Source organism: Adhaeribacter terreus, assembly GCF_042657365.1.
Classification (GTDB): domain Bacteria; phylum Bacteroidota; class Bacteroidia; order Cytophagales; family Hymenobacteraceae; genus Adhaeribacter_A; species Adhaeribacter_A terreus.
Genome location: NZ_JBHSKT010000006.1, coordinates 181003 through 204247, shown reverse-complemented (window position 1 = coordinate 204247; position 23245 = coordinate 181003). Strand labels below are relative to the sequence as shown.

General features: G+C 45.1%; 20 protein-coding genes. 12 read left to right on the top strand and 8 right to left on the bottom strand.

The window, feature by feature from the left end; all coding sequences use genetic code 11:
* Window positions 1-32: 32 nt before the first annotated feature.
* Entirely contained in the window at window positions 33-1001 is a 969-nt protein-coding gene (locus ACFPIB_RS11715; protein WP_378017647.1) for a YihY/virulence factor BrkB family protein, read from the bottom strand.
* A gap of 206 nt (window positions 1002-1207) precedes the next feature.
* Between ACFPIB_RS11715 and ACFPIB_RS11710 the strand changes: the two genes are divergently transcribed.
* The gene (locus ACFPIB_RS11710) at window positions 1208-2038 is read left to right on the top strand and encodes a hypothetical protein (protein ID WP_378017646.1); all 831 of its coding nucleotides are present in this window, start codon (window positions 1208-1210) and stop codon (window positions 2036-2038) included.
* 300 nt (window positions 2039-2338) lie between these two features.
* Here ACFPIB_RS11710 and ACFPIB_RS11705 read toward each other — a convergent pair whose 3' ends face one another.
* From ACFPIB_RS11705 to ACFPIB_RS11690, 4 genes are all read right to left on the bottom strand, one after another.
* Entirely contained in the window at window positions 2339-3784 is a 1446-nt protein-coding gene (locus ACFPIB_RS11705) for a DUF4403 family protein (RefSeq protein WP_378017645.1), read from the bottom strand.
* A 74-nt stretch (window positions 3785-3858) separates the two neighbouring features.
* Window positions 3859-4176, bottom strand: coding sequence for a thioredoxin family protein (locus ACFPIB_RS11700; RefSeq protein WP_378017644.1), 318 nt, complete (start codon window positions 4174-4176; stop codon window positions 3859-3861).
* Window positions 4177-4310: 134 nt separating this feature from the next.
* Entirely contained in the window at window positions 4311-5123 is an 813-nt protein-coding gene (locus ACFPIB_RS11695) for a hypothetical protein (protein WP_378017643.1), read from the bottom strand.
* 254 nt (window positions 5124-5377) lie between these two features.
* Window positions 5378-6349: an NAD-dependent epimerase/dehydratase family protein gene (locus ACFPIB_RS11690; RefSeq protein WP_378017642.1), complete on the bottom strand. Its 972-nt coding sequence runs from the start codon at window positions 6347-6349 to the stop codon at window positions 5378-5380.
* A gap of 116 nt (window positions 6350-6465) precedes the next feature.
* Between ACFPIB_RS11690 and ACFPIB_RS11685 the strand changes: the two genes are divergently transcribed.
* From ACFPIB_RS11685 to ACFPIB_RS11670, 4 genes are all read left to right on the top strand, one after another.
* Window positions 6466-7698, top strand: coding sequence for a prolipoprotein diacylglyceryl transferase (locus tag ACFPIB_RS11685; RefSeq protein ID WP_378017641.1), 1233 nt, complete (start codon window positions 6466-6468; stop codon window positions 7696-7698).
* 87 nt (window positions 7699-7785) lie between these two features.
* A complete protein-coding gene (gene kbl, locus ACFPIB_RS11680; protein ID WP_378017640.1) occupies window positions 7786-8979 on the top strand; it encodes a glycine C-acetyltransferase in 1194 nt (397 codons plus the stop codon).
* A 261-nt stretch (window positions 8980-9240) separates the two neighbouring features.
* A complete protein-coding gene (locus tag ACFPIB_RS11675) occupies window positions 9241-9810 on the top strand; it encodes a tetratricopeptide repeat protein (protein ID WP_378017639.1) in 570 nt (189 codons plus the stop codon).
* 156 nt (window positions 9811-9966) lie between these two features.
* Complete coding sequence (locus ACFPIB_RS11670) at window positions 9967-10602, top strand: peroxiredoxin (RefSeq protein ID WP_378017638.1); 636 nt, start codon at window positions 9967-9969, stop codon at window positions 10600-10602.
* Between the two features lie 126 nt (window positions 10603-10728).
* Here the strand turns inward: ACFPIB_RS11670 and ACFPIB_RS11665 are convergent, their stop codons facing one another.
* From ACFPIB_RS11665 to folP, 3 genes are all read right to left on the bottom strand, one after another.
* Window positions 10729-11355, bottom strand: coding sequence for a hypothetical protein (locus tag ACFPIB_RS11665; RefSeq protein ID WP_378017637.1), 627 nt, complete (start codon window positions 11353-11355; stop codon window positions 10729-10731).
* 140 nt (window positions 11356-11495) lie between these two features.
* Window positions 11496-12338 carry a diadenylate cyclase CdaA gene (cdaA, locus tag ACFPIB_RS11660; RefSeq protein WP_378017636.1) on the bottom strand — a complete coding sequence of 281 codons (843 nt, stop codon included), beginning with the start codon at window positions 12336-12338 and terminating at the stop codon, window positions 11496-11498.
* Window positions 12335-13195, bottom strand: a complete 861-nt coding sequence (gene folP, locus ACFPIB_RS11655) for a dihydropteroate synthase (protein WP_378017635.1) — start codon at window positions 13193-13195, stop codon at window positions 12335-12337. Before folP ends, cdaA begins: the two co-directional genes overlap by 4 nt.
* Before the next feature lie 44 nt (window positions 13196-13239).
* Here folP and ACFPIB_RS11650 point away from each other — a divergent pair, with 44 nt between their 5' ends.
* The 7 genes from ACFPIB_RS11650 (at window position 13240) to ACFPIB_RS11620 (ending at window position 23239) form a co-directional block, all read left to right on the top strand.
* Window positions 13240-13797, top strand: a complete 558-nt coding sequence (locus tag ACFPIB_RS11650; RefSeq protein WP_378017634.1) for a DUF1599 domain-containing protein — start codon at window positions 13240-13242, stop codon at window positions 13795-13797.
* A gap of 302 nt (window positions 13798-14099) precedes the next feature.
* Entirely contained in the window at window positions 14100-15191 is a 1092-nt protein-coding gene (locus tag ACFPIB_RS11645) for a BT_3928 family protein (RefSeq protein WP_378017633.1), read from the top strand.
* Window positions 15192-15359: 168 nt separating this feature from the next.
* On the top strand, window positions 15360-16424 hold the full coding sequence (locus tag ACFPIB_RS11640; RefSeq protein WP_378017632.1) for an ABC transporter permease: 1065 nt from the start codon (window positions 15360-15362) through the stop codon (window positions 16422-16424).
* A gap of 2 nt (window positions 16425-16426) precedes the next feature.
* The gene (locus ACFPIB_RS11635; protein WP_378017631.1) at window positions 16427-16966 is read left to right on the top strand and encodes a shikimate kinase; all 540 of its coding nucleotides are present in this window, start codon (window positions 16427-16429) and stop codon (window positions 16964-16966) included.
* A 51-nt stretch (window positions 16967-17017) separates the two neighbouring features.
* Window positions 17018-17626 carry a sterol desaturase family protein gene (locus ACFPIB_RS11630; RefSeq protein ID WP_378017630.1) on the top strand — a complete coding sequence of 203 codons (609 nt, stop codon included), beginning with the start codon at window positions 17018-17020 and terminating at the stop codon, window positions 17624-17626.
* A 439-nt stretch (window positions 17627-18065) separates the two neighbouring features.
* Window positions 18066-20357, top strand: coding sequence for a T9SS type A sorting domain-containing protein (locus tag ACFPIB_RS11625; protein WP_378017629.1), 2292 nt, complete (start codon window positions 18066-18068; stop codon window positions 20355-20357).
* Window positions 20358-20989: 632 nt separating this feature from the next.
* A complete protein-coding gene (locus tag ACFPIB_RS11620; protein ID WP_378017628.1) occupies window positions 20990-23239 on the top strand; it encodes a T9SS type A sorting domain-containing protein in 2250 nt (749 codons plus the stop codon).
* Window positions 23240-23245: the final 6 nt, after the last annotated feature.

Below are 23245 nucleotides of genomic sequence, written 5' to 3'. Positions count from 1 at the left end.
CGACTTTTTAGCTTTAAAAGCATAGCGTTTTTTTAATCATGCTTCCGGAAACTGCCTTCTGATTTTGGCCGGCCGGCTTTTTTATCGGCGGGGTTTTCAGTGGGGAGTTCCAGTATGGTGTAGCTTACGGCGTACCTTTTCGGCCTGATCTCTACCCCGAACCTTTTGGCATATTCCTGGGTGAATTCGGCGCCGTAAAAAACGATAAGGGAAGAATAATAGATCCAGACCAGGATAATGATAATGGAACCCGCCACGCCGTAAGCCGAACCAACATCCGAAACGCTCAGGTACCAGCCTATAAGCATTTTGCCGATCACAAATAAAAATGCCGTAATTCCGCCGCCGGCCCACACATCTTTCCAGCGAATAATAGCATCGGGCAGAAATTTATAGATCAGGGCAAATAAGAGCGTAATTACGCCCACCGAAACCACAAAATCGACCAGCTTTAGCAGGTAAACAGCAATGTCCGGGAAAACTTCTTTCAGATAATCGGTAAAGAAACTGAGCGCGGCGCTGATTACAAACGAAATTAGCATGAGTAAAGCAATGCTCAGGATCATGCCAAAGGAAAGGAAACGGGCTTTTACCATTTGCAGCATCCCGTTTTTAGGTTTAGGTTTTATGTTCCAGATGGCGTTGAGACTTTCCTGCAGGGTTACAAAAAACGTAGTGGCGGCAAAGAACAGCGTGCCAAATCCGATCAGTTTAGCCACTCCGTGGGTTTCCTGTTTATTCAGGTTCTGGATCATGGTTTGGATCTGGGCCGCGGCTTCTTCGCCCAACGCAGCTTTACTTTGGTTATACAATTCGCCCGACATAGCTGCTTCTCCGAAAAATGCGCCGGCGGCCATTAAAATAATGAACAAAAGCGGCGGCAACGAGAAAATAGTGTTGTAAGCCAGGGCAGCAGCCAAACGCAACGAATTGTTTTTCATAAATTCGGTTGCCGAATTTTTAGCCAGATACCAGACAGCGTTCGGGGTTTTGGAGTTCATAGTTTTGAAAAAAGGGGCGTGGCGTGGATTAATTGCGTTTCAGATACGGCTTTCAGGAAAGTTAAGTTGAACCGGGAATTACAACCCGTTTTCGGAAAAATGAAAAAAATGCCTTTTCTTTAAGTTTCGAAGCATACTTTTAGCCGTTTTTTACGACCTGTTAATAATAGAAAGATTTTACTGAAATAAGCCACATTTTTAAAATTATGATCCACTCTGAATTGCGCCTGAAACCAGCGCGCCTCCTGCAACTTCTAAGCGTTTTTACTTTTCTGTTTCTGGCGGGCTGCAGCGGCGGCGGTTCCAGCTCTGGATCCGGTTCTGGAGAAGTGTATCCGGCGCAACCGGGTTTTAACGAAAAAGGATCCGATAAAAAAGCCATTGAAGTTGCCGATAAAATGATGGAAGCCATGGGCGGTTACGATGCCTGGCAAAATTCCCGCTACATAGCCTGGACCTTTTTCGGGCAGTATAACATCTGGGATAAGAAAGAAAGCCTCTTCCGTCACGAAAAAGGCAAAACGGTTTCAATTCTGGCGATGAGCAAAGGCGGCGGCCGGGTTTTTGATAACGGCGTAGAAGAAACTGATACCGTGCTGCTTTACAACAAACTCAGTACCGCTTACACGCATTTTGTATCGAATACTTATTTCCTGTTCATGCCTTATAAAATGAAAGACCAGGGCGTAACGCTGAAATACCGTTTCGAAGCCAAAGGTCCGGATGGCAAACCAGCCGATGTGGTGCGCTTAACCTTCGATAGAGTGGGCGTTAGCCCGGATAATATGCACGATGTATGGATCGATAAAGAAACGCATTTGCCGGTGCTTTGGGCATTTTATGGTTCAAAAGAAGACAAAGACCCGGCGTTCATCCGGAAATGGGCCGATTACAAAGAATTTAACGGCATGAAACTGGCTCTGAACCGCGATTCGCAAATGGATACGTTAAGAATTTCGCATCTGAAAGTGGTTGAAACCGTGCCTAAAGATCTGTTCCTGAGCCCAACCCCGATCGATAAAAGCAAGATCAAATAATTAACGATAGGGTTTTCGGCTGAGAAAGTATATCCAGATTTTATTTAGCTTAGGCTACAAAACAGGAGGAAAGTCCCCCTTTGGAGGGGGTAGGGGGAGGAAAAGAGAATTATCTGATTTTTAATTTATCTGATAATTCTCTTGTCCTCCCCCTACCCCCTCCAAAGGGGACAAAACCCTTCTGCTAAATACTTCCTTCTGCTATAAAATATTACGTATTTAGAATAACCGTAATAAAAAAGCCTGCTTCCGGTTTCAGAAGCAGGCTTTTAGTTTTTTAGCCCGAAAGCATAGCGTTTTTTACAGTTTGTCGATGTCTACCATAATGTTGCCTTTTGCGTTTACAACAGCTTTAATGGCAGTTGGGGTCAGGTAAATATTATCCGGAACTATATCGGTTACTTTGCCTTTAAGCATTACGCTTTCGTGCACGCGGCCTTGTTCGTTCAGCGCTTTCTGGATCTGCTTTTTGGTGTCTTCCAACTGGTTTTTCAGCGGGAAATTGATCTGCTCCTGGATCATGGTGCGGAATTTATTTTTAGCCAGCCAGCTTGCCGAAGAAAGCAGTTTGTCGCGGGTTTCGAGGTTGTAATCTACGTCGCGCACTTTTATGGCGCCAGATTCGGCATCGTAATACGGAATGGCTTGTAAAAATACTTTGCCTTTGATTTTCTTGGTAATGAAGCCCGCTTTGGTTTTGCCGTCCACGTCCAGCATCAGCATCAGTTTGTCGCCGCTCGGGCTAATGGCCGCATCTTTTATGGTTACTTCGTCGGAGCCTTCAAATTTAAATGTCTGGCCGGCCAGCTGTTCTTTCAGTAATTTGGTAGCGTAATCGTAAGAAATTTCGCCGCTTAAGCCTATCTGCACATCATCCGGAATACGGCTGTCAGTAATTAATTTCGGCAGGGTGGGGTTTGCTTTGAAAGCTGGTTTGCCGTTGGTAAACGTTTCGATGTACGAGTTCATGCCAATGCGCATGCTGATCTCGCCGTTGCGGGCTACGAGCGGCGAAACCCGGATGGCGGTTGGCGTAATTTTCAGCCAGGCATCGTAGGTATCGTCTATTTTAATGGGTTGCTGCACCTGCAGCCAGGCTTGCTGAATGTATTGTTTTATGTTTACGCGCGCCTGAATTTCCTGGTCCAGCATTTTGGTAAGTTCGCTCATCTGGCTACGCAAAGCCGGTTCTACAAAACGCGCCAGGCCAATTTTCATCGGGCCAAGTTCCAGCACAGGTTTGGTGTCGCCCCAGGCAAAATCGCCTACGGTAGTGGTTTTTACTTTGTAATCTTCGGTAAACGCTAAAGCGCTTTCACTTTTAGCCACAAAATCGAACTCGGTAGCTTCCGATTTTTCGAGCGTTGGGCACATGTCACAGGCTTTCCATTTATACTGGCCTTTTACCCAGATGTGCAGCGGAATGGTGAAGTAGATTTTATTGTTTTCCGCTTTCACGCCTACGTCGCCTTTTTTCCAGACTTTTACCGCTACGTTGTCGTCGTTCAGGTTTTCGTCGTTGTAAAGCAGGCCTTTAAATTCCTGGTTCAGCTTGTTTTGTAGCGTAGTTACTTTAAATGAAACCGGAACATTAATGGTAGAAAGTTTGCGTTCGAATTTCGGGGCCGGCGCGGCTTCGGCGGCAGGCGTGGTGGTGTTAAGCGAAGTAGTGCTTTTGCAGGCCGGTAAAATAGAAAATGCGCTGCAAAACAGCGCAACTGAGGCAAGGTTGGTAAATCGTTTCACTTGAAGTTATCGGTTTTTTTAAAAACGGCGCAAGTTACGATTTTTTCCGGCCGGTGGTGTTTGCCCGCAAAGGTTTACAGCAATTCGTTCAGTAGTTCTTCCAGTTCATTTTCGTTGGAAATGAGATTGCAGGTAGCTAGTACGCCGTTTTTATAAATGGCAAAGAAAGGCGTGCCGGTTAAATGTACTTCCTGGCTCGAAACCGGGTTTTCGGAAGCATCCATGAGTAGAAAAATAATATCTTTATAACGGGCCTGATCCGAAAGTTTTAAATACGTTTTGCTCATGCGTTCGCAGATCGGGCAATCGGTTTTGGTAAACTTTACACTTACTTTGGGGTTTTCGAAAATGAGTTTGCGGAGTTCTTTGTCGGTGGCGTTTTTTATGGGCATTGTAGTGAATAAATAATATCAGCTTAAACAAACGCATGGCGGGTAAGTTTGTTGTCAACAGTAAAATTCCGGGTATAAAAAAGTCCCGGCAGTTTATCCGCCGGGACTTTTGGAGCCTGAAATGATACCGTTTTTTAGAACACAAAACCTACCCGAATGCCGTTGCGCACGTTCGGGCCAAAGCTGAATGCGCTGTCGCCATCGGTTGTGGTGGTAAGTACGGTGCCGTCGCTTGCAGTAGTAATGGTTTCAACTTCGGAGAAAGAACGGTTCGAGAGTTCCATGCTTAATTCATACCCAACAAACAGGTGGCGCGCAATGTAAAAATCGCAACCTCCTACTGCGCCCAAACCAACCAGGAAATAACCGCGGTTTGCGTTACCCGGACCAATGTTTCCTTTTATTTCAACGCTGGAATTACCAGGACCATCTATTTCAGCATGTGCCGAACGCAGCCCGATCAGTAATTCTGCCGCTACATAAGGCGAAAGGCGGTTGGTGCCGGCAAAGTGTTTTTCCAGACCCGGCGCAATGCTGAATTCAATGGTGCGGGTTTTGGTATCCGGATCAGGGGTAGTGGTGTTGAAGCTTAAATGAGTACCTAAACGCAAAGCCATATCATCGCTCAGGAAATAACGGCCGCGAATCTGGTTCAGTGAGTTGCTTAAATTAACGCCGCCACTCAAAATATTGACATTGGCTTCCAGGGTTATGTCGCCGCTGGTTGCTTTAATATCGCCGCCATTGGTGCTTTGCGCACGCTGTGAAAAACCGCCCGAAGTGCTGGCGCTGGTTTCCTGCGTAGTACCTGTATTGTTTTCCTGTTTAATAGTAGTGGTAGTGGTGCCGGCCGATGTTTTGGTTGTGGTAGTAGTTTTACCAGTCTGAGCCGATGCATTCCAGAAAAAGCCGCCAAGAAGAGCAGCCGTTAAAAGGATCTTTTTCATAGTGTTTTAAGAATGAAAATTTAAAAAATGACAACCATATTAGCTGCCGGATAATGCGGTGCAAAAGTACGCTTTAAATATTAAAATAAATAGATATTAGCCCGCCTTTAAAAGCTGTAAACCTCTCGGAAAAGCATTTGCGTTAACGTTTAAAGCTTCAAAAGAAGGCAATGTCTCCATGACAATAAAAAAACCTTGCACCCTAAGGCAGCAAGGTTTTTTTATTAAAAACGGTATGGTTTCAGGCTGAAAAACTAGGCCGGTACTTCCTGCATTTTCTTCAGGTTCTCCAGCATGTCTTTGGTCATTTCGTCCAGGCCGTATTGCGGTTTCCAGCTCCAGTCTTCGCGGGCAGCACTGTCATCAATGCTCATTGGCCACGAATCGGCAATTTGCTGGCGTGAATCCGGTTTGTAAGAAATGCTGAAATCCGGAATATGTTTCTGAATGCTTTCGGTAATTTCTTTCGGCGAGAAACTCATGGCGCTCAGGTTATATGAGGAACGCACTTTTACCTGTTCCGCCGGCGCATGCATTAGATCCAGCGTTGCTTTCAGCGCATCAGGCATGTACATCATCGGCAAATACGTGTTTTCAGAAAGGAAACATTCGTAGCTTTTGCTGGCCAGCGCCTGGTGATAAATATCTACGGCGTAATCGGTAGTTCCGCCGCCTGGCAGCGCTTTGTAGCCAATTAAACCCGGGTAACGCAGGCTGCGCACATCCAGACCATATTTTTCGAAATAATATTCGCACCAGCGTTCGCCGGCTTGTTTCGAAATTCCATAAACCGTATTCGGGTCCATGATGGTGTGTTGCGGCGTATTTTCGCGCGGCGTGTTCGGGCCGAAAACGGCAATGGAGCTTGGCCAGTAAACTTTTTTAACCTTGTGTTCAATGGCGGCATCCAGCACATGAAACAAGCCGTCCATGTTCAGTTTCCAGGCGAATTTCGGGTTTTTCTCGCCGGTGGCAGAAAGCACAGCTGCTAAATGATAAATCTGCTTGAATTTGTATTTGCTGTAAAGCTCGCCGAGGCGGTTCTTGTCCAGCACATCCAGCGTTTCAAAAGGACCGGATTCGCGCAGTTCTTCGCTTTTCGGAATTTGAATATCGGAAGCTACCACGTTGGCATCGCCATACATTTTGCGGAGTTCCATGGTGAGTTCGGAGCCCAGCTGACCGCCGGCGCCTACTACTAAAATCGTATCAGATGTATTCGTCATTTCGGAATCGGAAATTTGTGCAATTTAACCATTTATGCGCAAAACCTAAAAATTAAACGCCAAAGAAACGCCGCTTTTAATATCTTTGTACGAGCGCATGGCCGCCGTTTTTGCCTATGACCTTCGAGGAATTCCTGACCAAACGCCGCGTAAATGTGGCCGCTTTTGCCGCCGGCGAGCCCCTGCGCTTTGCCGAATGGCAGAACTGGTTTGGCCAGATGCACCCCGAAAGTTTCTACCAAATGGTTAAAATGGTGCTCAACGATGTGCGTAGAAATTACTGGCTAGCCGAAGTTCCGAAACCAGCTGCGGCACCTGAAACGGCTACCACAACCCGGCCTGCCACCAGAAGAGCTGCCATTTCAAAGCCAGCAGCTCCGGTTGCAGAAACTGCCAAACCTGAAATTCCGACTAAAGATGTTGCAAAGCCTGCAGCTGAAATTTCGGAAACCAAACCAACAGAAGTGGGAACTTCGGAAGAAACAACTGCAAAACCGGCCCGTCCAGTTTTCAAGCCAAGAGCCGTAATAAAGAAACCAGTAGCTCCGTCAGAAAATCAGGGAACTGAAAAACCAGCTCAGGAAAAGCCGGCAGAAACGAAAAATCCGGGAGAGACTAAAACAACGGAAACTGAAAAATCTGCAACTGAAACTCCTGAAACCGCACCAGCAAAACCGGCTCGGCCGCGCGCAGTAATTAAACGCCCGGCAGCTTTAAGTAAAGCAGCAGAAAACCCGGAAAAAACCGCTGCTGAAAATCCTGAAACGGTAGGAAATGCTGAGCAAAAAGTCAAAGCACAGGATCCTCCGGAAGCACTAAAACCCGCCAGGCCAAGACCGGTTTTCAAACGCCCGACTACAGCCGCAACTTCAGAAACTGAAAAAACGGTAGCAGATCAGGCCGAAAAAGTCGTGAATCCTGTTGCTATTCCTGGTCAGGAAGGTGCATCGGAAACAAAAGCAATTTCGGAAGAAATTCAGCAGGATCCGGAAGCAGCCAAAGCCGCTGAGGAAGTTTCAGCTGCAGTCGGCCACGTTCCCAAGCCACCCCGACCGCGACCGGTTTTTAAACGACCAATTCCCGCTACAAATGCACCGGAAGATGTTGCTGCTGAATCTGAAAAAACGGTATCGGAAACGGCGCAAAAACCCGAAGCAACGGCAAAAGAAATTACTTCTGAAAAGCCTGCAGAAACGGTAGGGGATTCTGACCAAAAACCGGAAAATAAAACGGTAGGAAGTTCAGATGAAAAAGTCGAGAAACCCACGGCGAAACCACCGAGGCCAAGACCCATTTTCAAACGGCCGGCCAAACCGGAAAGTGATGATAAGAATTCGCAGCATTTGTAGCGTAAGGTTTAAACCCTACGCTACGAATAGCTGCTAAAGAAATTTTAATAATTTTGAACCGAACAACGATAAACGAACAACGAGACCATGTACGATACTTTAAAACCCGTTTTAGAAAAAGAGCTAGCTGAGATCAAAGAAGCCGGTTTATTCAAGAAAGAACGCATCATCATCACCCCACAGGGCGCCGATATTAAAACCGACGAAGCCGGTGAAGTGATCAATTTTTGCGCGAACAACTACTTAGGTTTAGCTTCAGATTCCCGCGTAATTGAAGCTGCGAAAAAAACTTTAGATACGCACGGTTACGGCATGAGCTCGGTACGTTTCATTTGCGGTACCCAGGATATTCACAAAGAGCTGGAGCGTAAAATTGCGAGTTTTTTAGGCACCGAAGATACCATTTTATACGCGGCGGCTTTCGATGCGAACGGCGGCGTGTTCGAACCGCTTTTAGGCGAAGATTCAGCCATTATTTCCGATGCTTTGAACCACGCTTCCATTATTGACGGCGTGCGTTTGTGTAAGGCCCAGCGCTACCGCTATGAGCATAACAACATGGCCGATCTGGAAGCTAAACTGCAGGAAAGCCAGCACCTGAAACATCGCATTATCGTTACTGACGGTTCTTTCTCTATGGATGGAACCATTGCGCAGCTTGATAAAATCTGCGACCTGGCCGATAAATATAAAGCGCTGGTAATGGTTGACGAATCGCATTCTTCGGGCTTTATTGGCAAAACCGGCCGTGGCACGCACGAGCATTGCGGTGTAATGGGCCGCGTAGATATCATTACTGGTACATTGGGTAAAGCTTTGGGTGGGGCCATGGGTGGTTTTACGTCCGGCCGCAAAGAGATCATTGAAATGCTGCGTCAGCGTTCGCGTCCGTATCTGTTCTCGAACTCTTTGATGCCAGCCATTGTAGGCGCTTCCATTGCGGTGCTGGATTTCCTTTCCGATACCACCGAACTGCGCGACCGCCTGGAGAAAAATACCATGTACTTCCGCGAAAAAATGACCGCCGCCGGTTTCGATATCAAGCCAGGCGTTCACCCGATCGTACCGATCATGCTTTACGATGCGAAACTGAGCCAGGATTTTGCCGCGAAACTGCTGGAAAAAGGTATTTACGTAATTGGTTTCTATTATCCGGTAGTTGCCAAAGGCCAGGCGCGTATCCGCGTACAGCTTTCTGCGGCGCACAAGCAGGAGCATTTGGATAAAGCCATTGCCGCTTTCACGGAAGTTGGTAAAGAACTGGGTGTTTTGAAGGGGTAACCACTCTCAACCCCTTTCCTCCTTTGTCGAGACAAGCTCTTGAAAAGGAGGGGAGCTTTTTTTAGTCATCCCGCGCACAAGTGAGCGCGAGGTAGCGCGAAACTTGCGAGCGTAGTTCTTAGGAAACTTATCAGGCCAAAGTCAGAAATGCGGTTTTATAAGTTCTCTCGGCTTCGCTCGGGATGACGCAATAATTTGGAAAATTGAAGGGCTAGAGTTCATTCAATAATTCAATAATGCTCTCATTCAATCATTAAAAAAATGAAACGCATACTTTTTTACCTTTTACCCATACTATTTTTAGCGGCCTGCAACAAAGGTTCCGATAAAGCAAAGCTTACGCCGCGCGAAGCCGCCGTGCAGAAAATAGACAGCCTGGAAAATCAGATAAAAGCTTCTATTCAGAAACAGGAAAATCCGGATGTAACGCTGGCCATGCACACCATTAAAAATTACCAGTTCTTTGCCAACGATTTTCCGAAGGATACTTTGAGCCCGATCTATCTTTTCAAGGCCGGGCAGTTGTACGAAGGCGTGCTGCGCGATTTTCCGAAAGCGGCTGAAATGTATGGGCAGGCATATGAAGATTATCCGGAGTTTAAGAATCGCCCGATGATGCTGTTTCACGAAGGAAATGCGTACGCCGAAGCTCAGGATACGGCGCGCGCTTCTTTAAAATTGAAAGAATTTATCCGAACGTACCAGGATCACCCGTTTAACGACGATGCACAGGGATTGTTGAAACTTATGCATATGAACGAAGCGCAGATGCAGGAATTTCTGAATGGCAAAACGGCGGAACCAGGAAATTTATCGGCGGAAAAACGGTAGGCTTTCTTGCTTAAAAAGTATAAAAAGATAGTAGAACGGCGCAGCCTGAACGGGTTGCGCCATTTTTTATTGTGCTTGCGAGCTTAAAACCTTTGTAGCAATTTTGAGTTGTACTTTGGCAGTGAAACGGTTTGCTGCTTTTAAAATATAAACTAAATGGCTTTACAATTAGGCGACATTGCTCCGGATTTTACCGCCGAAACCACTGAAGGCTTTATTGAATTTCACCAATGGCTTGGCAATAGCTGGGGCGTTTTATTTTCACATCCAGCCGATTTTACGCCGGTTTGCACTACTGAACTTGGCGCAGTTGCGAAGCTGAAAAGTGAATTCGACAAACGGAATACAAAGGTAATTGCCGTAAGTGTAGATAACGTGGAATCGCATAAAAGCTGGATCTCCGATATCAACGAAACGCAAAACACCAGCATGAATTTTCCGATCATCGGCGACGAAGATAAGAAAGTGGCGAACCTCTACGGCATGATCCACCCGAAGGCGAACGATACGTTAACGGTGCGTTCAGTTTTTATTATCGGTCCGGATAAAAAAATAAAACTGATGCTGACGTACCCGGCTTCTACCGGTCGTAATTTCCAGGAAATTCTGCGCGTTTTAGATTCGTTGCAGTTAAGCGCCAAATACAGCGTAGCCACGCCCGCCGACTGGAAAGATGGCGAAGATGTGGTAATTTCCAATGCTATTAAAAACGAAGATATTCCGGCCAAATTCCCAAAAGGTCACCGCGAAATTAAGCCGTATTTAAGAATGACGCCGCAGCCGAATAAGTAGATCTGAAGATCTGGGAATTTGAAGATTTGAAAATGGTCTTTAGAATTTCAGAGTTCTTTTAAACGAAAAACGCTATACTTTTTTGAGCAGAAAAGTATAGCGTTTTTTTATTGCCAGAATTCATTTTTATTTCCAGAATTCAGCCATAAGATCATCATTATTTACATAGATCAACCGGATCTTTTGATTGCCGGATTTGGCAGTATTCTGCTGTACGGATTGAATGAGGCGTTTGCTTTGGCGGCCCATTACGCGGCTCCAGAAAACTACCACCGTATAATCATCAGCAAGTACGGTAATTGGTTTTGTGCCGGAAAGCGGTTTCAGATAGCGGCTCAGCGTCTGGTAACTTACCAAAGTATCTACCGGAGCTTGTGGTTTAGGCGGAAAGGTCTCGAAGTTGCCGTTCCGGTTCCATTGCATATTCGGGAAACCGCCGGCATAGCAGTTAATATGAAAGTTTTGAAGCTGGCCATGTTTATCGAAATACAAGGCCTGTAACGGTTGATAGTGGTTTTTCACCTGCTCGCGATACTGAATGGTGTCGAAAGATTTCAGATACCCGAAGAAAAAAGTGATGTCCAGCTCGAAAGAATTTTCCGCCGGAATATTATACTTCCTGGCCTGATCTGCTATTTGATCTGAATTCAGCTTTTTCGGGCTTTTAAAACCATATGCAGTGCTAAACAAATACGTACAACCACTGCAAAGCAGACAAAGGCACAAGAAAAGCACAAGAATGATTCGAAGCATAGAAAGAAGTTTTTAACAAAGTAAAACTTCTTTCTGAAACGGCAAAACTTGTTGAGTTTTTAAGCTGAAAAAGATAGCGTTTATAATTAGCTAAAGGATTAAATCAATCAACAATTAGCAATCAATAATTAACAATCAATTTAAACAACCGGCTGGCCGATCTTTTCAAAAGCAGGTTTGTTGTGGCGACCTTCGAAGAGGAACTGGTTGAGTTTGGAACGCAGGTCGGAGGAAGAGAGGTTGCGGTAAACAGTGCCTTCGTTCACAATGCTGATCTGACCGGTTTCTTCCGAAACTACTAAAATTACGGAGTCGGTAACTTCGGAAAGGCCGATGGCGGCGCGGTGGCGCAAACCTAATGAGGCCGGAACATCTTCGCTTTCGGTAACGGGTAAAATGCAGCGCGCGGCTTTAATGCGGTTGGAGGCAATAATTACGGCGCCGTCATGCAACGGACTGGTTTTGTTGAAAATGGAAAGCAGCAAACGCTTGGAAATAGCCGCATCCAGGAAATCGCCGGAATCGGCGTAGAATTGCAATTCGGAACTTTTGGCAAAAACGATCAGGGCGCCTGTATTTTTGCCGGCTAAGCTTTTGGCCGCTTCAATAAACGGCGTCAGGTTCATGCGGTCAGTGGTTTCTTCTCTTCGCCACGGAAAACCCCGGAACAATTTTTCGTTGTTGAAAGCCGTGGTTTTGCCAATGAGGAGCAGGAATTTGCGGATCTCCTGCTGAAAAAGGATGATACCGGCAATAACGCCTACGCCCATAAACTGGCCCAGAATAGCGGTTAGCAATTCCATGCCGGCGGCTTTTACAATTAAATAAGTAAGGTAAATAGAAAGGAAACCAACGAAAATTTTCAGGGCTACACTACCCGTCATGAGTTTATAAAGCTGATACAATAATATGGTAACCAGCAGCACATCGAGCACGTCGATCCAGCCGATATCCATAAAACCGATCGTAAACAGCTTTATCACGCGTTTGTAGTTTTTAAGTATAGTTTCACGGTCTGCACAGCTTCTTTTACGTCGTGCACCCGCAGTATTTTTGCGCCTTTGGTAAGGGCCAGCATATTTAAAGCCGTAGTACCATTCAAAGCTTCTTCCGGCCCGATATTCAGGGTTTTATAAGTCATCGATTTTCGCGACATACCGGCCAGAACCGGCAATTCCAGCATCCGGAAAACTTCCAGCTGGCGGAGCACTTCGTAATTCTGTTCTACCGTTTTGGCAAAACCGAAACCCGGATCGATGATAATATCATTTACGCCTAATTGGCGCAGTGCGTCCACTTTTTCAGCAAAATACCTTAGCATTTCCGGAAGTAAATCCTGGTACTGCGTTAAGGTTTGCATGGTTTGCGGCGTGCCGCGCATGTGCATTAAAATGTACGGAACCTGCAGCGCGGCTGTTGTAGCAAACATCCTGCCATCTATGGTTCCGCCCGAAATATCGTTAATAATGGCAGCGCCGGCTTCTATGGCAGCTTGTGCTACATCGGCCCGAAACGTGTCTACTGAAATAACGGCATCAGGAAATTCCTGCTTCAGACTTTTTATGGCCGGAACGATACGGTTTTGCTCTTCTTCCGGAGAAATATCTATTGCGCCGGGCCTGCTGCTGTAACCGCCAATGTCTAAAATGGCAGCGCCTTCGGTAAGCAGTTTTTCAGCTCTTTCGAGTACCGTTTTTTCGGAAGTGGTGCGGCTGCCGGCAAAGAAAGAATCGGGCGTTACGTTCAGAATTCCCATCACTACGGGCTCGTGCAGACTCAGGATTTTTCCCTGGCAGTTAAGCGTAGTTTTAGTAGAAAAAAATGTATCTTTCGCGTTCAAAACCGGTATTTTGGTTCAATTGTTTTAAAAGTAAGATTAAAAACTTGATAAATCAAACCCTTCAGGAATATAATAAAGTAATTGCCTTCTGCCGCGATACTTTCGTGAAAAAAACGCAGGATTACGGCACCGCCTGGCGTGTGTTGCGTCTGCCGAGCATTACCGATCAGATCTTCATCAAAGCCCAGCGCATCCGCTCCATCCAGGAAAAAGGCGTACAGAAAGTAGACGAAGACATTACCGGCGAATTTGTGGCCATCGTGAATTACTGCGTGATCGCACTTATGCAGATCAAGCTGATGCAACAGAACGATCCGGAAATGACGCTTTCGGCCGAGAAGGTAGAGGAAATGTACAATGCCGAAATTGCCGAAACCTTAGCGCTGCTGGAAAACAAAAACCACGATTACGATGAAGCCTGGCGCGACATGCGGGTAACTTCCATTACGGATATTATCCTGATGAAACTCTACCGTACCAAGCAGATAGAAGACAACCAGGGCCAAACCTTAATTTCCGAAGGAGTGGAAGCAAATTACCGGGATATGATAAATTACGCCGTTTTCGTTTTGATTAAGTTGGGGTTCGGGCAGGAAAATTAACCACCCCCAACCCCTCCTTGAAAAGGAGGGGAGCTATCGGGAATGCGTAGACCGTCAGCTGAAGCAGACGGCAATGAAGTTAGGATTGTGTGTTGACTTTTTTAGCCTGAAAGCATAGCGTTTTAGGCTTGCTATAGAAACGTGAACTGTAAATAACCACTGCCAGAAAAAAGCTCCCCTCCTTACAAAGGAGGGGTTCGGGGGTGGTTGAAAAACTACAACGTAAGAAACTAAATTAAGAACTGCCGCCAGAAATTCTTTCCTGCAAAGGAGGAAATTCAGGCGGAGTAAACTACAAGCTTATGAAATGGATAACGCGTTTTTGCTGGATCTTCGTCGGGGTGCTTTTCATCTTTTCCGGCCTGATCAAGATCAACGACCCGGCGGGTACGGCCATTAAACTGGAAGAATATTTCGAAGTTTTCGGCCATGATTTCGGTTCGTTCTTTTTAGCTTTCAAGCCTTTTAGTTTGCCGCTGGCTATTTTTCTGAACGTGCTGGAAATTGTGCTGGGTGTGGCGTTGCTCATGCGCTGGCATTTAAAAACGGTGCTGAATTTCCTGCTGGCGCTCATCATTTTCTTCACCTTTCTTACGTTCTATTCGGCCTATTTCAACAAAGTAACCGACTGCGGCTGCTTCGGCGATGCCATTAAGCTTACCCCTTGGGAATCGTTCACTAAGGATGTGGTTCTGCTGGTCATGATCGTGATTCTGCTGGCTACCAAACGCTATATTCCGGGGCAGAAAAACTACAGTGCCGGTGCGCTGGTAACCGGTATTGCTACTATTTTTTCGCTGGCCGTTGGTTTTTACGCCATTCTGCACGAACCGATCATCGATTTCCGGGCTTACAAAATTGGCAACAACATTCCGGCGTTAATGAAACCATCGGAGCCGCTTCGCTATAAATATGTAATGGAAAAGAATGGCGAAGAAAAAGAGTTTGAAGTTTACCCGACCGATACTACCTGGGTTTACAAAGAAATGGTTGCCCTGAACCCGGAAGCCGGTCCAAGAATTACCGATTTCAGTGTTTGGAACGACGACGGTACGTTTACCGACGAAGTTTTCACGGGAAATAAACTTTTGATCCTGGTGCATGCCGTAGAAAAAACCGATAAAGATGCTTTTGCTGAGATCAATAAACTGGTGGAAGGTCTGCAAGCGGCGCCGGTAAAATCCTGGGCCTTAACCTCCAGCAGCAAACAGGCTTTCGACGTTTTCCGCCACGAACAGAATTTAGCCGTGCCTTTCTTCTTTACCGATGCTACCGTTCTTAAAACCATGATGCGCTCCAACCCGGGAATTATGCTGCTGAAAGATGGCGTAGTAGTTGGCAAATGGAGCAGAAATGATGTGCCTACGGCGGAGGAAGTGAAATCGAAATTGTAAGCAGAAAAGCTTGCTGATCTGTCATCCTGAGCGCTAGCGAAGGACCTTGTCCGAAGTTCGGAGAAACGTTTTTTCTGGGAGCCGACAAGTTCCTTCGCTAGCGCTCAGGATGACAAATCTTTAAAGCCTAGATCACCAACAATCAACAACTACCAACAAACAACCAACTTGAAAACGGTATCCTTTTTAATAAAAAGACTCGCGCACGGCCTGCTTATTTTGCTGGGTGTGGTGGTAACCGTTTTCTTTTTGTTCAATGTGTTGCCCGGCGATCCGGTGGCTATGCTGGCCGGTCAGCGTTCCGATCTTTCTACCCGCGAAGCAATTACCAAAGAACTTGGTTTAGATAAGCCGCTTCCGGTGCAACTTATATATTATGTAAACGATATTTCGCCGCTGGGTATTCACGCTACCGATTCGATTACGCAAGCTAAATACGGTTATACCAAAATCGTAGGGTTTCCGGGCGAAAAAGTGCTGGCCTGGAAAACGCCTTACCTGCGCCGCTCTTTTCAAAGTAACAAAAACGTAACCGATATACTTTTAGATCATTTCTCAGGAACGCTCTGGCTGGCCGCCGCGGCTATGCTCATCGCTTCGGTTATCGGCGTTTTGTTCGGGATATTTGCAGCGCTGAAACCACATTCCTGGCTCGACCACGCGTTAATTTCAACTTCGATTTTAGGAATTTCAGTGCCTAGCTTTGTCGCAGCTATCTTAATTGCCATGACGTTCGGGTTTTACTGGAGCCACGTTACCGGCCTGAACTTAACCGGACAGCTTTTCGAAATCGATCCGTTTGAAGGCCGGCAACTGGAACTGAAGAATTTAATTCTGCCGGCGTTTGCTTTAGGAATTCGTCCGCTGGCCATCATTACGCAATTAACCCGCAGCTCGATGGTAGATGTTTTGAGCCAGGATTATATCCGGACGGCGCGCGCCAAAGGACTTTCCAAACGGAAGATCATTCAGAAACACGCTCTCAAAAACGCATTGAACCCGGTTATTACGGCGGTTTCGGGTTGGCTGGCTTCGCTTATGGCCGGTGCATTCTTCATCGAATATATTTTCAATTGGAAAGGCCTGGGTTCGGTAACGCTGCGCGCGGTAGAAAACCTCGATTTTCCGGTGGTAATGGGCGCTACCTTGTTCATTGCTTTCCTGTTCATTCTCATCAACATCCTCGTCGATCTGCTTTACACAGTGCTCGACCCGCGGGTGAAACTCAGCTAACCATGCACATTTATTTAATTGGTATGCCCGGCGCCGGAAAAAGTACCCTGGGCCGGGCTTTGGCTGCTCATTTAAACCGGAAATTCATAGACCTTGATAAAGTTATTGAAGAGAATTCCGGCCAAACCATTCCTGGGATTTTCGAAGAAAAAGGTGAACGTTATTTCCGGGAACTGGAAGCAGAGGCCCTGAAAACGGTATCCTTTTCAGGGGAAAAGCTCATGATAGCTACCGGCGGTGGCACACCTTGCTTTTATGAAAATATGGCGTTTATGAACACGCATGGCCTGACGATTTATCTGAAAACTTCGCCGGAGATTTTGGCAGACCGCCTGATTCAAACCGATCTGGCAGAGCGCCCACTTTTAAAAAATAAATCTAAGTCCTTAATAATAAATTATTTACAGGAAACACTGCATAAGCGCGCAACTTTTTACGGGCAGGCTGGTATTATTTTTGAGAGCCGGTGGTCAACTGCTTCAGTTGCCCGGGACACAGATGCACTGGTTGACTTTATCCGCCGCTACGAGCAAACTGCCTGAAAATTTTGAAGCTGGAATAATACCTGCAATCTCTAACCTTAATATACCACTATGAAACCAAATCATAAAGGCAGTGCCCAGATCTTTCAGAATCCGTATCTGGAGCGCCTCACCAAAACCCACATTGCTGTTCCGATCTCGATCTTTATTATAATTGCCATCGGGCTTATCATCTACGGCTTCCAGAATGGCTTCCTGAATGTGTTGTCTGCCATCGGTTTATTCTTTGTCGGCTGGCTTATTTTCTCCCTGATTGAATACATGGCGCACCGGCATTTGTTCCACATGGAGCCGACCAACGAATTCAAGAAAAATATTCAGTATACTTTCCACGGAAACCACCACGACTACCCGAAAGACAAGGACCGCCTGGCTATGCCTCCCATTGTAAGTTTGTTCATTGCGTCGTTCCTGTTCTTTACTTTTAAACTGATCTTCGGGCCGTTTGTGTTTGGCATTGTAGCGGGTTTGCTATTTGGGTATGCGCTTTATTTATTTGTGCACTATGCGGTACACGCGTACGCGCCACCAAAGAATTTCCTGAAAACTCTCTGGATCCACCACAGCATTCACCATTACAAAGATCCGAACCGTGCTTACGGCGTTTCTACCCCGCTCTGGGACTGGGTATTTGGCACCATGCCGGAAAAGAAAAAATAATCCAAAATTTACTCGCCATTAAAAGGGAAGCTTCAATCAGGCTTCCCTTTTTTTATGCCAACTTAAACGAAAGAAAAACGCAGCTCAAAGCCGGTCAGTTTTCTGAGTAAATTGTTAGGAGGGAATTTCGGTATAATGTTTTAAAGAAATATTTATTTAGACCAAAACCGCGCTTCTGAAAATTGTCTTGAAAAAATGAAGCTTGCCTTTCGAGGCGTAATATTGTAAATGCTTTATATTTAAAGGGTTCTCCAGAAATGTATAACTGTTGAATACGGATATATTGTTATTGGTAAAACAATAAAATATATTTTGTCTGTTATAAATTAATGTTAAAAATTTAACATTAATAATTATCATTATAAAATATTAAATACAAGGGCTAGTTTTGCACTGAAAAATAAGACTTCAATTCCATAGTCATATTGCAGATCTCCCAATGAAAACCAAAAGTTCTTTTACCAAGCTTTTTCGTTCAATTTTTTTAGCTGCTTCTTTATTTAGTATTGCGCAGGTTTCGGAGGCACAGGTAAATATTACGAGTCTGGCTCCTTATAAGCAGAATTTCGATGGCATGCCGCAAAGCGGCTCGTTTACCGATAACGTAACACTTCCGGGCTGGTCGGTGAGTTATACCGGCGCTAAAACCATTACAGGAGGCGATGGCAGTAATACAGCAACCGGCTTGCGAAGCTTTGGCAAAAATAATGAAACCGACCGGGCTTTAGGTGGAGTAACCAATAGCACTACGGGAGATATTCTTTATGATCTAAAGTTAAAGAATACTACCGGCTCAGACATAAACACCTTTATTGTTTCCTACACGCTGGAAGAATGGAGAGGCATGAAGAAAGAGCCCTTTGAATTTTGGGGAGTTATTTGGTGGTATACTGCTGTTTATGGCAACATGACTTTCGAGTATAAAGTGGGTTCTGGTTCCTGGGTGTCGGTAGCAGATCTGAATGTAACCGGTGGCGTTAGCGGAGCTGATACCGAAGATTTACCGGTTGATGGTGAACTGAATAAAACTACCTTAAATGCTGTCATTAAACTTTCTTCGGGCCTCGGCAATAACAGTGAAATTACGTACCGGTGGAAAAGACCCGATAACAATGCCGGAAATTATATGGCGATTGATGACGTATCTATTACGCCGGTTGCCGGTAATGTCTATTTCAGCAGCAGCTCCGGGACTTTAACAAATACCGGTACCTGGGGCACGAACGCCAATGGTTCTGGTACTCGTCCTTCTGCAATGAATATTGCAAATGCCACTTTTATTTATGTAAACCGAAGCGCAAATACCAATTTGCCTGCTAACTGGAGTTTGGGGAATAACAGTAAATTGATTGTGGCAGAAGGTGCGTTAAGCATTCCCTCAAACCGGCAACTTACCGGAACCATAGATGTTAGCGACAATGCTACCTTGAATATTCAGACAAGCAACCTGCCTGTTTTAGGCACTCTGGGAGATTACAGCACCATAAATTTTAACAATTCCGGAACAACTTTACCCAACCGTAACTATGGTAATTTAATTGTGAATGGCGGCAAAAAGAATCTGAGCGGCAACGTTAAAGTAAAAAGCAAGCTTACCCTGAACAGTAAAATTGAGCTCGGTAATTTCGACCTGGCATTAGAAGACGGCGCCTCGATCGAAAATGCTTCCGCTACCAATTACATTGTGGCAAAAGGCAACGGCCGGCTAAAAATGAAAGTGAAAAACAACAACCAGGATGTCGTTTTTCCGGTTGGTACCGATACCCGGTATTTACCGATCAGCCTGAAGCAAACCGATGCTGCCGTTACCGATAATTTCAGCGTAAAAGTTATTGACGGGGTTTATTCTGCATACGATGCAAACAATAACCCAACCGGTGCGCTGCTAACCGAAAACGGCATCAATAAAACCTGGATCATAGACGAGGAAGTTATCGGTAATGCAAATGTTTCGGTAAGTATTCCGGTTAGCCTTACCAGCCTGGCAACCGATCTTTTAGTCGGTTTCGATATTTCCGAGGCCAGCATTTCTCACTTCGAAAATAACCATTGGGATGATGTGCCAGCCGGAAAAGGCTTGATCAATACAATTAATGCGGCGCTGGGGCAATATGAGATCGTTCGCAGCAATATTACTTCTTTCTCGCCCTTCTACGTAAAGTCAGGCGTGCCCATTCCGCTGCCGGTAGAACTGGTAAGCTTTGCCGCAAAACGCACTGAAAACGGTATTGTTTGTAGCTGGAAAACTGCGCAGGAACTGAACAATAACTTCTTTACAGTTGAAAGAAGCGCTGACGGTCTGGAATTTATTGAAGCTGGTACCGTAAAAGGTAAAGGAACTACCAGCCAGCCTTCTTCTTACTCCTTTACAGAACTTAATGCACCCGCTAGCCTTACTTACTACCGCCTGAAACAAACCGATTTCGATGGCACCGTTTCTTATTCTAAAATTGTAAGTGTAGCTTCTGCCAATAAAACAACAATAGCCTTCGAACTGTATCCAAATCCATCAGCAGGTCGGGCTGTTTTACAAACCCCTGCAGAACTGACAACCCTTGCCAAAGTAAGTATTCTGAATGCGCAGGGCCAATTGGTAAAAGAGCAGAATGTAACTGCCACGGAACTCAGAAAAGGTTTTGCAATAGATCTGGCGCAGGAACCGGCCGGCATATATACCATCAGAATTGTAGCTGAAAACAAAGCCACTTTTTTACGTATGGCGAAGCAATAACAAAACGCTATCCTTTTGACAGTAAAAAGTCAGTTAGTGAGGAGCCTAAGTTTTTACTGCCAAAAGGATAACGTTTTTGTAGCTCCATAACAGTTGCCGACTTCTGGATTTCTGTTAACTGGAAGAGTAAAATTGGCCGGTTGTGAAATTTTTTTGAATTTCTGAGTAGGTTTCATGTTGTCAGAAAAACCCTGTTTAGTTTGTTACAGTAGTTCTGGGGTAAAAATTTTTACTGGATTTTTTCAGGAATTTTTTGGCGATCTATATTTCGTTTTTGCTATACGTTTCGAATTGAGTATAATATTTTGTTCAAAAAGTGCAGGTTCTGGCTGATTAGGTTTTGTTTTCAGTAAAAGTTGGTTTTCAGGAAGTTGTAAGGAAATTTGGTGCAATTTTTTCGGTGAAATTTCTTATTTAAATTTTTTGCAAGTTGAATAATTCCAATTTTTTTCTGTGTTAATTGCTTCCTTGTTAAAAAAAATAGTGAAATTAAATATTTAAAAAATATTGCATAAATAAGATTAGTGTTATTAGTTCTTGAAGATGTTATATTAATTGAAATCTTTAGTTTAATTTTGTGCCGATGATATTTCGAGTTAAAACGAAGTGTTTCAATCAAAAAAACAAAACCCATGAATCGCAAATCTTTACTCCTCACTTCCGGTAAAACATTTTTAGCTGCTTTGCTTTGCTTTGGTGGTTTGGGTACCGCTAAAGCGCAGGTGCTATTATCTGGTTCTTATTCCGAAGACTTCAATACGCTGCTAAAAAGCGGTTCTGGTTCTTTTACTGATAATTCTACCCTTACTGGCTGGTATGTAAAACATAACACTACCGGCGCGGGTAATACAACTGCAATTTCTGCTGATAATGGTTCTGATCAGACTTCTGGTATAAGAAGTTACGGTTTAACTACATCTGATGCAGAGCGGGCGCTTGGTGGTGTTAGAGCAGTTGTTAGCGGAACAACGCAAAACACTTATTATGGCCTGCGCCTGAAAAATAATACAGGCGGCAACATAAATTCTTTTACCATTAAATATTCTGCAGAAGAATGGCGAAGAGTAAATGGTAATAAAAACCTTACTTTTCAGTTTGCTTATAGTACCAGCCAGGCTTCCTTTACCGATTTAACACACAATTCTTTCGGTGCGCTGGCAGCAGGAGACTTAACCTGGGGTTCTAACCCGCAAGGCAGCGGCGGTGCTTCAGATGGTAATACTGTGAAGAATACACATACTTTTGTGTTAAACCTTGGTTCGCCTTTGGCTCCAAACCAGGAAATTATGCTGCGCTGGACCGACATTAGTTCTAACCAGGCAAACTGCATTCTGGCTTTAGACGACATTAACGTAACGCCTAGTGTATCTACCATTGCACCTGTTTATTATTCTAAAGCGAGCGCCACAGATCTAACCGCAACCGGTAGCTGGGGAACCAGCTCCGATGGAAATGGTACCAGACCATCTGATTTTAATTCCGGTATGTTTGTGGTAGCCAATAAAACTGCCGCCACTATTACTACTAACTGGGCTTTATCTGCATCAGCAAAAGTTTTGATTGCTGAAGGTACTTTCACTTTACCAGCCAACGCTGCTATCAATAATGCCACTGTAGATGTAGCTGATAATGCAACGTTAAAGATTGAGGGCTCGGTACCGGTCCTTGGCTCAATGGGGAATAACAGCACGGTGATTTTCAATGGAGCCGGTGTTCAGGACGTTCCGGGTAAAACCTATGGTAACCTGACTATTTCGGGCTCTGGTACGAAACTTTTAAATGGAAAAACTACTGTAAATGGTACGCTGAATTTCTTAAACAGCGATCTACAGGCTGATGCAACTGATACGCTTTTCTTAGGTACAAATGCTACCGTAAACGAAACGACCGGTTTTTACTTTAAAGGCAAACTGTTAAAACCGGTAACGATCAACGGAACAGGACAAAGAACCTTTGGTGGCATGGGACTGTCATTTGATAATACTGGTGGTGGAAACTGGGGCCTGGTAAAAGTAACCCGTACTACCGATGCCGCTATTATTAACCCGAAAGACAATACCAAAGAAAGCATTATGCGTTCATGGCATATCGTTCCGGAAATTCAGGCAGGAACAGATGTGAGCATGACCTTTAAATGGCTTGCTACTGAAGATAACGGACAGAATTTTCCTACTACTGGTCAAGCGCAGGTTCAGGCTTGGAAAAGCACGGACAAAGGTTTAACCTGGAAGCCAGTAGGAAGCGTAATATCTTTCGATGCAAGTGGCGCTGAGCGTACCGTAGGTTTAACTACTAACTCTTTCTCCATCTGGACTTTCTCTGGTCCAGGCAATCCGCTGCCGGTTAGCTGGTTATCTTTTAAAGGTAAAGCAACAAGCAACGGTAACGAACTGAACTGGGCTACTGCTTCGGAGAAAAATGCGGCAGCTTTCGTAGTAGAGCGTTCGGCAGATGGCAAGAATTTTGAAACGATTGGTAGCGTAAAAGCAGCCGGAAACAGCAACCAGATCCTGGCTTACAACTTCACCGATAAGCAACCATTAGCTACTGCAACTGCTTATTACCGCCTGAAACAAACCGATAACGATGGCGCTTTCGAATATTCTTCGATCATTGCCATTGCTAAAAACGACCGTTTTGCAAAACTGGTAAACGCTTATCCGAACCCATTCGGCCAGACACTGAACCTGCAGCTAGCACCAAACCACACGACTAAAAAAGTTGTGTTGTTAAGCCTGGAAGGCAAAGAAGTTTATAGCAGAAACCTGACTTCAGCTTCAGAAACCCAACTCAACGATCTGCCAAATCTGAAAGCGGGTGTTTACTTCCTGCAACTGATCGGTGATACTGAAACCACTACTTTAAAAGTAATGCGCCAGTAAAAAACG

Coding starts and splice junctions, on each gene's coding strand:
- ACFPIB_RS11645 (WP_378017633.1), top strand. CDS start 14,100: ATGAAATGGATAACGCGTTTTTGCTGGATCTTCGTCGGGGTGCTTTTC.
- ACFPIB_RS11625 (WP_378017629.1), top strand. CDS start 18,066: ATGAAAACCAAAAGTTCTTTTACCAAGCTTTTTCGTTCAATTTTTTTA.
- ACFPIB_RS11710 (WP_378017646.1), top strand. CDS start 1,208: ATGATCCACTCTGAATTGCGCCTGAAACCAGCGCGCCTCCTGCAACTT.
- ACFPIB_RS11620 (WP_378017628.1), top strand. CDS start 20,990: ATGAATCGCAAATCTTTACTCCTCACTTCCGGTAAAACATTTTTAGCT.
- ACFPIB_RS11690 (WP_378017642.1), bottom strand. CDS start 6,349: ATGACGAATACATCTGATACGATTTTAGTAGTAGGCGCCGGCGGTCAG.
- ACFPIB_RS11670 (WP_378017638.1), top strand. CDS start 9,967: ATGGCTTTACAATTAGGCGACATTGCTCCGGATTTTACCGCCGAAACC.
- ACFPIB_RS11685 (WP_378017641.1), top strand. CDS start 6,466: ATGACCTTCGAGGAATTCCTGACCAAACGCCGCGTAAATGTGGCCGCT.
- kbl (WP_378017640.1), top strand. CDS start 7,786: ATGTACGATACTTTAAAACCCGTTTTAGAAAAAGAGCTAGCTGAGATC.
- ACFPIB_RS11715 (WP_378017647.1), bottom strand. CDS start 1,001: ATGAACTCCAAAACCCCGAACGCTGTCTGGTATCTGGCTAAAAATTCG.
- ACFPIB_RS11630 (WP_378017630.1), top strand. CDS start 17,018: ATGAAACCAAATCATAAAGGCAGTGCCCAGATCTTTCAGAATCCGTAT.
- ACFPIB_RS11700 (WP_378017644.1), bottom strand. CDS start 4,176: ATGCCCATAAAAAACGCCACCGACAAAGAACTCCGCAAACTCATTTTC.
- ACFPIB_RS11665 (WP_378017637.1), bottom strand. CDS start 11,355: ATGCTTCGAATCATTCTTGTGCTTTTCTTGTGCCTTTGTCTGCTTTGC.
- ACFPIB_RS11635 (WP_378017631.1), top strand. CDS start 16,427: ATGCACATTTATTTAATTGGTATGCCCGGCGCCGGAAAAAGTACCCTG.
- ACFPIB_RS11675 (WP_378017639.1), top strand. CDS start 9,241: ATGAAACGCATACTTTTTTACCTTTTACCCATACTATTTTTAGCGGCC.
- ACFPIB_RS11695 (WP_378017643.1), bottom strand. CDS start 5,123: ATGAAAAAGATCCTTTTAACGGCTGCTCTTCTTGGCGGCTTTTTCTGG.